The organism is Macellibacteroides sp. (assembly GCF_050251695.1).
GTDB classification, from domain to species: domain Bacteria; phylum Bacteroidota; class Bacteroidia; order Bacteroidales; family Tannerellaceae; genus Macellibacteroides; species Macellibacteroides fermentans.
Genome location: NZ_JBFWMI010000119.1, coordinates 1 through 7116 on the forward strand (window position 1 = coordinate 1; position 7116 = coordinate 7116).

6 protein-coding genes are annotated in these 7116 nt (G+C 48.0%); 3 read left to right on the forward strand and 3 right to left on the reverse strand.

Annotation, left to right across the window (positions count from 1 at the left end):
* The gene (locus tag AB7E53_RS13360; RefSeq protein WP_446771784.1) at nucleotides 1-771 is read right to left on the reverse strand and encodes a YaaA family protein; all 771 of its coding nucleotides are present in this window, start codon (nucleotides 769-771) and stop codon (nucleotides 1-3) included.
* 3 nt (nucleotides 772-774) lie between these two features.
* On the reverse strand, nucleotides 775-1158 hold the full coding sequence (locus AB7E53_RS13365; RefSeq protein ID WP_179399495.1) for a hypothetical protein: 384 nt from the start codon (nucleotides 1156-1158) through the stop codon (nucleotides 775-777).
* 231 nt (nucleotides 1159-1389) lie between these two features.
* Here AB7E53_RS13365 and AB7E53_RS13370 point away from each other — a divergent pair, with 231 nt between their 5' ends.
* The 3 genes from AB7E53_RS13370 to rluF all read left to right on the forward strand — a co-directional run bounded on the left by AB7E53_RS13370 (nucleotide 1390) and on the right by rluF (nucleotide 5126).
* Complete coding sequence (locus AB7E53_RS13370; RefSeq protein WP_446776217.1) at nucleotides 1390-3417, forward strand: transketolase family protein; 2028 nt, start codon at nucleotides 1390-1392, stop codon at nucleotides 3415-3417.
* Nucleotides 3414-3848, forward strand: coding sequence for a ribose 5-phosphate isomerase B (gene rpiB, locus AB7E53_RS13375; protein WP_068180004.1), 435 nt, complete (start codon nucleotides 3414-3416; stop codon nucleotides 3846-3848). Before AB7E53_RS13370 ends, rpiB begins: the two co-directional genes overlap by 4 nt.
* 216 nt (nucleotides 3849-4064) lie before the next feature.
* Nucleotides 4065-5126 carry a 23S rRNA pseudouridine(2604) synthase RluF gene (rluF, locus tag AB7E53_RS13380; RefSeq protein ID WP_446776219.1) on the forward strand — a complete coding sequence of 354 codons (1062 nt, stop codon included), beginning with the start codon at nucleotides 4065-4067 and terminating at the stop codon, nucleotides 5124-5126.
* 282 nt (nucleotides 5127-5408) lie between these two features.
* Here the strand turns inward: rluF and AB7E53_RS13385 are convergent, their stop codons facing one another.
* The gene (locus AB7E53_RS13385) at nucleotides 5409-6974 is read right to left on the reverse strand and encodes an ADP-ribosylglycohydrolase family protein (protein WP_446776221.1); all 1566 of its coding nucleotides are present in this window, start codon (nucleotides 6972-6974) and stop codon (nucleotides 5409-5411) included.
* Nucleotides 6975-7116 lie beyond the last annotated feature (142 nt).

Genomic DNA, 7116 nt, shown 5'->3' on the forward strand with positions numbered 1-7116 from the left:
TCAAACACCCTCCTGCACAAACATCATCACATTGGAATCCGACAAATCGGGACGGAACATAAATCCCTCCCAGCAGAACTTCTTTAAATCCTCTACCCTGCCGAGGCGTTCCTTCAAAATCATCCGCGACATTTCCCCCCTTGCCATTTTTGTGTAGATCACCACGGTAGTCAGCTTTCCGTTCTTCGGGATCCTGAATTCGGGAGTAACCACCTGCACCGAGGCGGTAAGCCGTTTCCAGTCGAACAACAACTTCATCTCTGCACTGGCCAGGTTCACCAATATCCCGCCGGCACTGCGGCAATCTTCGATGAGCTTGTCGGTCAGCCTGCTCCTCCAATACTCGAACATAGTCAACCCATTTAATTCGGGCAGCCGCACATCGCCTTCCAGACGGTAGCATTTGATACCATCCAGCGGACGCAGCAAGCCATACAGGAAAGAGGTGAACCGCAGATGCGACTGCGCATAGTGGAAGTCGGCTTCCGTAAAACCGGCCGGGTTTAAATACTTGAAAACAATCCCCGTATAGGCAAGCACCGCCTGCAGCGAAGGAACATCGGCGGAGTGAAACTCCTTGAAGCGCCGGTAATTCCCGGCAGCCAGGGTAGTGTTCACTTTCAGCATACGGGATAAATCCTCTACGGACGATTGGGATAAATACAAAGCCAGCTCCGCAGCCTCCTTTTCGAAGGCGGGCACTGTTTTATCCGGCGCTGCGACAGGCGAAGAGCCTGTCATTGTTTTGGCCGGAGAAAGCAATATCAACATAGTCTATTTTTTTTCGATTCGGGTACCGGAGGCATCAAACATATCCATCATGCTGCCGGTAACACTGTTCTTATCTTTTTCTTTCAGCTGCAAAGATACGGTATAGCCTTGTGCATTGAAATAGAAAGTAACCGTTTTTTCTGCTTGTGTGAGGTCGGAAATGGGACTGATCTCCGTATTTGTGGCCGGATCTACAATCTTCCCCGTTAGCTTTCCATCCTTTTCTTCCAGGCAAACAATCAGTCGGGCGTCTCCCTGAGGCGTACCCACTACGGTTACATCCCATTTACCTGCAAAGTAATTAGCGGGAGTCTTCCCGTCCAGAACAGCACCGGCAAAAAGAACGATAAAGAACAAAAACAAAATGGTGGAATAGAACTTTTTCATGGCTTTCCAAATTGTATGTGATTAACTGTCCAATATTACAAATTAAAAAGCAAACACAATTCAGAAAAAGAAAGAATTTTAAAAAATATGCAAAACCAGTCATAAGAAGAAGTACAATAAAACCAAAAACCTTTCCCAAAGTAGTTTTGTTTATAGGTTATCTTCCCTTTTGTAGGGTATTAATAAATTAGAATGTCTATATTTGCAAAAAATTACAATCCTCTTAAAAAGATGAACGATAGTATAGTTATGAACAAGGCAGCGGATAACATTCGTATTCTTGCTGCGTCCATGGTAGAAAAAGCGAAATCCGGTCACCCGGGAGGCGCTATGGGTGGTGCAGACTTCGCGAATGTGCTGTTTTCTGAATTTTTGGTATTTGATCCCGCCAATCCTGAATGGGAAGGACGCGATCGATTCTTCCTGGATCCGGGTCATATGTCTCCCATGTTGTATTCCGTTTTGGCATTAACAGGCAAGTATTCGTTAGACGAACTAAAGCAGTTCCGCCAATGGGGAAGCCCTACTCCCGGTCACCCGGAAGTAGACATCAAACGTGGTGTAGAAAACACTTCCGGTCCGCTGGGACAAGGACATACCTATGCTGTAGGTGCCGCTATTGCCGCTAAATTCCTGAAGGCACGCTTTGGCGAGGTGATGAATCAAACCATCTATACATTCATTTCGGATGGTGGTATTCAGGAAGAGATTTCGCAGGGAGCTGGCCGTGTTGCCGGCACGCTGGGACTAGACAACCTGATTATGTTCTACGACTCCAACAACATCCAGCTTTCAACGAAAGTGGACGAAGTGGATTCTGAAAATGTAGCCATGAAGTACGAAGCCTGGGGATGGAAGGTGATTACGATAAACGGTAACGATGTTGCCGAAATCCGTGCCGCCCTTACAGCTGCTAAGGCTGAAACAGAAAAACCCACTCTTATCATCGGTAACACACTGATGGGTAAAGGAGCGGTAGACGCAGCCAACGGTTGCTATGCCAATAAAGTATCCACCCACGGCCAACCTTTAACAGCCGCAGGTGCATCTATAGAAAATACAATCAAGAATCTGGGTGGTAACCCCGATGAACCTTTCGCAATCTTCCCCGAAGTGGCCGCTTTGTATGCCAAAAGAGCCGAAGAACTGAAAGTGATTGTAGCCGAAAAGAAAGCAGCCAAAGCTGCCTGGGCCAAAGAAAACCCGGAATTGGCTGCCAAGATGGAGATGTTCTTCTCCGGCAAAGCTCCTGTTATCGACTGGAGTGCTGTAGAACAAAAAGCAAACCAGGCTACACGTACAGCTTCGGCAACGGTGCTTAGCGTATTGGCTACCCAGGTTGAGAACATGGTGGTATCGTCTGCCGACTTGTCCAACTCCGACAAGACCGACGGTTTCCTTAAGAAAACACATGCCTTTGTAAAGGGTGATTTCTCCGGAGCCTTCTTCCAGGCCGGCGTATCCGAACTTACTATGGCCTGCGTATGTATCGGTATGGCTTTGCATGGCGGTGTAATTCCTGCCTGCGGAACCTTCTTTGTATTCTCCGATTATATGAAACCCGCCATCCGTATGGCTGCCCTGATGGAACTTCCTGTTAAGTTTATCTGGAGCCACGATGCATTCCGTGTTGGAGAAGACGGTCCTACCCACGAACCGGTAGAGCAGGAAGCTCAGATCCGTTTGATGGAGAAACTGAAAAATCATAAAGGACACAACTCTATGTTGGTGCTTCGTCCGGCCGACGTACAGGAAACGACCGTTGCCTGGAAGATGGCTATGGAAAACACCGCTACTCCTACCGGATTGATCCTGTCAAGACAAAATATCAAAGACCTTCCTGCCGTAAACTGTCGTGCTACAGAAGCGCTTCAGGCAGTAAAGGGAGCCTATGTTGTTGAAGCAGACGCCAATGCCGACGTGGTATTACTGGCATCCGGCTCTGAAGTATCGACCCTTGTGGAAGGTGCAGCCTTGCTTCGTGCCGATGGTATCAAGGTAAGCATCGTATCTGTTCCTTCGGAAGGCCTGTTCCGCAGTCAGCCTAAGGCTTACCAGGAATCGGTTATCCCTTCGGGTAAAAAGGTGTTTGGTTTAACAGCCGGTCTGCCGGTTAATCTGGAAGGCCTGGTTGGTTCAAACGGCAAGGTATGGGGACTCGAATCATTCGGTTTCTCTGCACCCTACACCGTATTGGATGAGAAATTAGGATTCACCGGAGCAAACGTTTACAAGCAGGTAAAAGAATTATTGGCATGAAAAAAATAGGAATTTGCAGTGATCACGCCGGTTACGAGCTGAAAGAGTATCTGAAGCAAGTAATGGATGAAAAGGGTATTTCCTGGCAGGACTTCGGCACAAACTCTGCCGAAAGCACCGATTATCCCGACTATGCCCATCCCATGGCCAATGCCATCGAAGCAGGCGAAGTATATCCGGGTATCGGTATATGCGGCTCGGGCAACGGTATTGCCATGACGCTTAATAAACATCAGGGAGTCCGTGCTGCCATCAGCTGGGAACCGGAACTTGCCCGTCTGGGTCGTGCACACAACGACGCCAACGTGCTGGTGCTTCCCGCCCGTTTTATAAGCAACGAAGAGGCTAAAAAAGTACTCGAAGCGTTTCTTTCAACCCCTTTCGACGGTGGTCGTCATGAAAAAAGAATTTGCAAGATTCCGGTGCGATAACCTGAAACCGGAGGCCCTGGCTTCCGGTTCACTTTATTGTCCGAAATTGGTATGATATATACCCATTCGATTTATGTATCTACAGAAAGGCAAAGTCAATTATTGATAGTTGGCTTTGCCTCTCTCTTTTTTATACCCTGCCGTAAGGGTAACATCTTCGGCGGAATATTTCCCTCTCTTGTCTCCTTTCTATATTTATATCAAGTTATACAGTAAATGGAAATCAGATTAAACAAACTTATTTGCGAGTCAGGCCTATGTTCCCGTCGTGAAGCAGATACAATGATCGAACAAGGTCGCGTACTGGTAAACGATAAAACTGCCGAGATCGGATCGAAAGTAAACTACAGCGACCGTATCAAAGTGGATGGTGTCCTTCTTAAACGCAGGGAGGAGACCGTTTACATTGCGCTTAACAAACCGCCCGGCATTACCTGCACAACCGATCCCACCGAACGCGACAACGTGGTGGATTATGTAAACTTTCCTTCCCGTATCTTCAATATCGGGAGATTGGACAAACCTTCGGAGGGGCTGTTGCTTCTAACCAACGACGGCAGCATCGTGAACAAGATATTACGTGGGTCAAACGACCACGACAAAGAATATGTTGTAACGGTGGATAAACCCATCACTCCCGAGTTTATTACCAGGATGACCAACGGAGTACCTATCCTGGGTACAATTACAAAAAAATGCAAGATGGTACAGGAAACCGACACAAGGTTCCAGATTACCATCACACAGGGATTGAACCGGCAAATCAGACGTATGTGTGAGGCCCTTGGATACGAGGTAATAAAGCTGAAGCGTACCCGCATTATGAACATCCGTCTGGATAAGCTTCCTTCGGGAGAGTGGCGTTTCCTTTCGGATGAAGAGCTGGCTACCTTGAACAAATTACTGGAAAACTCCGTTGAAACGGCTGCTCCGGCAAAGAAGAAACAGGCGACCTCCGTGCGGAAAGCCGATACTCCCAAGGCGGCTGCTCCGGAGAAACTGAAGACACGTACTACCTTTTCGGCTCAGGAAAAAGAGCAGAAAGGCAAACCGGCAAACCGGACTGCCAAATCGGGAGGAACGGGTAGCAAAGAGCGGATAGGCAAATCGCTTCCCGCCTCGGCCAAGGCAAACAACAGCGGAGCACGTGCTTCCAAAGGCCCGTCACAATCCGGCGGCAGACCCTCAGGCGGTAACCGTTCCAATTCCGGAGGAGGAAACACCCGCAGCAACCGTCCGGGCGGCGCAACACGTAAATCGGGTTCTGGCAGAAGATAGTCTCTCCCACCCTGCCCAAGCCCGGATTTGTGAGGAATGGATGCTGGTCCGGACAGAAAACAACCTCTTTTACACTCCCTTCCCGGTACAAATTACCGGCAAATAAATAGGAACTAACAACCGGGGTTATATCAATTAAGGTTGAAACTACCCCGTTTAGGAACTCAGGCCATGGGCCAATAAACCGCCCCCATGAACTCGATCAAACGAGTTCATGGGGGCGGTTGCATATACAAGTTTAGTTTGAACTTAGTTCAACCTTATACGCCATTAATTTCTCACTTATTTGGCAGCAGGCTGATGTACAATCTTATTGGGAGAGTCGGAATAGATGACCGCTTCCGTGTAGTTGATTGAAGCATCTTTTCGGGGATTCAGCCAGCTGAATGTAACCGTATGTTTTCCTTTAGGAAGCTGATATTTCCAGAACAGATCGTTACGTCGGGTAGTGTACGAAGCGGGCAGGTTTACAGTCTCCACCAGTTCACCGTCTATACGCATCTCTGCCTTGCCCACATAGGTAGCATCGGCACACTGCAGGTATCCCTTAAACACCACGCCCGTACCTTCAAAAACAACTTCACCCACCTGATCGATAGGCTTGTTGATAGTCTGCTTCGTTACCGGATACAGATTCTCGAAGGCCTTTTCGTAACGTACAGGTTCGGGAAGCTGACAAACAATGGTAACACTGTCGCCCGCCACAGAGCCACCATTCTGCTGAACCACCTGAAGAGCCTGGTCGAAACTCATCTTATAAGCCTTATTCAGAGAGATATCGGTATATGAGAAAGCCCGGTCTTCTACCTTAGCAAGCCCCTTTCTCCAATATTCGGGTATACGGTCGTAGCCAATCATGGTACCCAGGATACCAGCAGCTGAGGCCGGATTACAATCGGAATCCTGACCGCAACGGGTGGATATGTCCATCGTCTTGTAAAAGTCACCTTCGCCGTACAGCAAGCCAATCACGATGTAAGCACTGTTTATAACGGCATCTATGTTAAGGGGAACAAACACGCCGTCCGGACAACCGATATCCTGACTCCATTTCTTCTCGCACTCGAACCAGGTCTGCTTCCAGTCGTCGGGATACTGCTTGTGCCATTTAATCACATCCGCCATGCATTGGTAGAAGGTACTCTGCTGCGGGATGGTTTTAAGGGCTTCAGTAACTACATACTCCACATCGTCCGACACAAATGCCAGCGAGTACATCGCTCCCACATACACACCGCCATACCATCCGTCGCCATAGTTCATAATGTGTCCTATCTTATCCGAGATAGCCGAAGCCGTGTTAGGCATACCCGGTGTCATTAAACCGGCATAGTCTGCTTCAATCTGATAATCAATATCATCCGCATGAGGATTGTTAAGCCAATGGCCGGATTGGGGAGGCATTATCCCCTGAAGGATGTTGTAGCGTGCCGACTGGTTTGCATGCCACAGCGTGTAACCGGCCGTGGCAAAAGCCATGGCAAAGGAATCGGCAGGCGCATCCAGCCCCAATCTGTCGAACACCTCAACAAAAGTAAGGTCCATGTATACATCGTCGTACAAGCCGGGAAAGTTGTCGTACCACCAGGAAATGCGGTCGTCGTCCCACTCGATGGGAACATAATCCTGAATCATGGTACCATTGTATTTAAACTCCGTTGGTCCGCCAAAACTGCAGCCGATGGTTTGTCCAGCCCATCCGCCTTTAATCTTGTCCATCAGGACCTCTTTGGTAAGAGTGACCTTGGCCGGTAATTGTTTATTACCCGATGCACCCGGAGAGGTACATCCCACAGAAACACACAATAAAGCTGCCGCACAAGCAGCCGGAAAGAAGGTTTTTTTCATATAAATATTATTTTAGATTTACATCCGATAATACAAACGGATTGATAATACTTTGCAAATATCGTTTATTTTTATCATCTGCTATAATGAATGACATTCAAATAACTATCGATACACCCATTTTTCACAATATTGATGATAT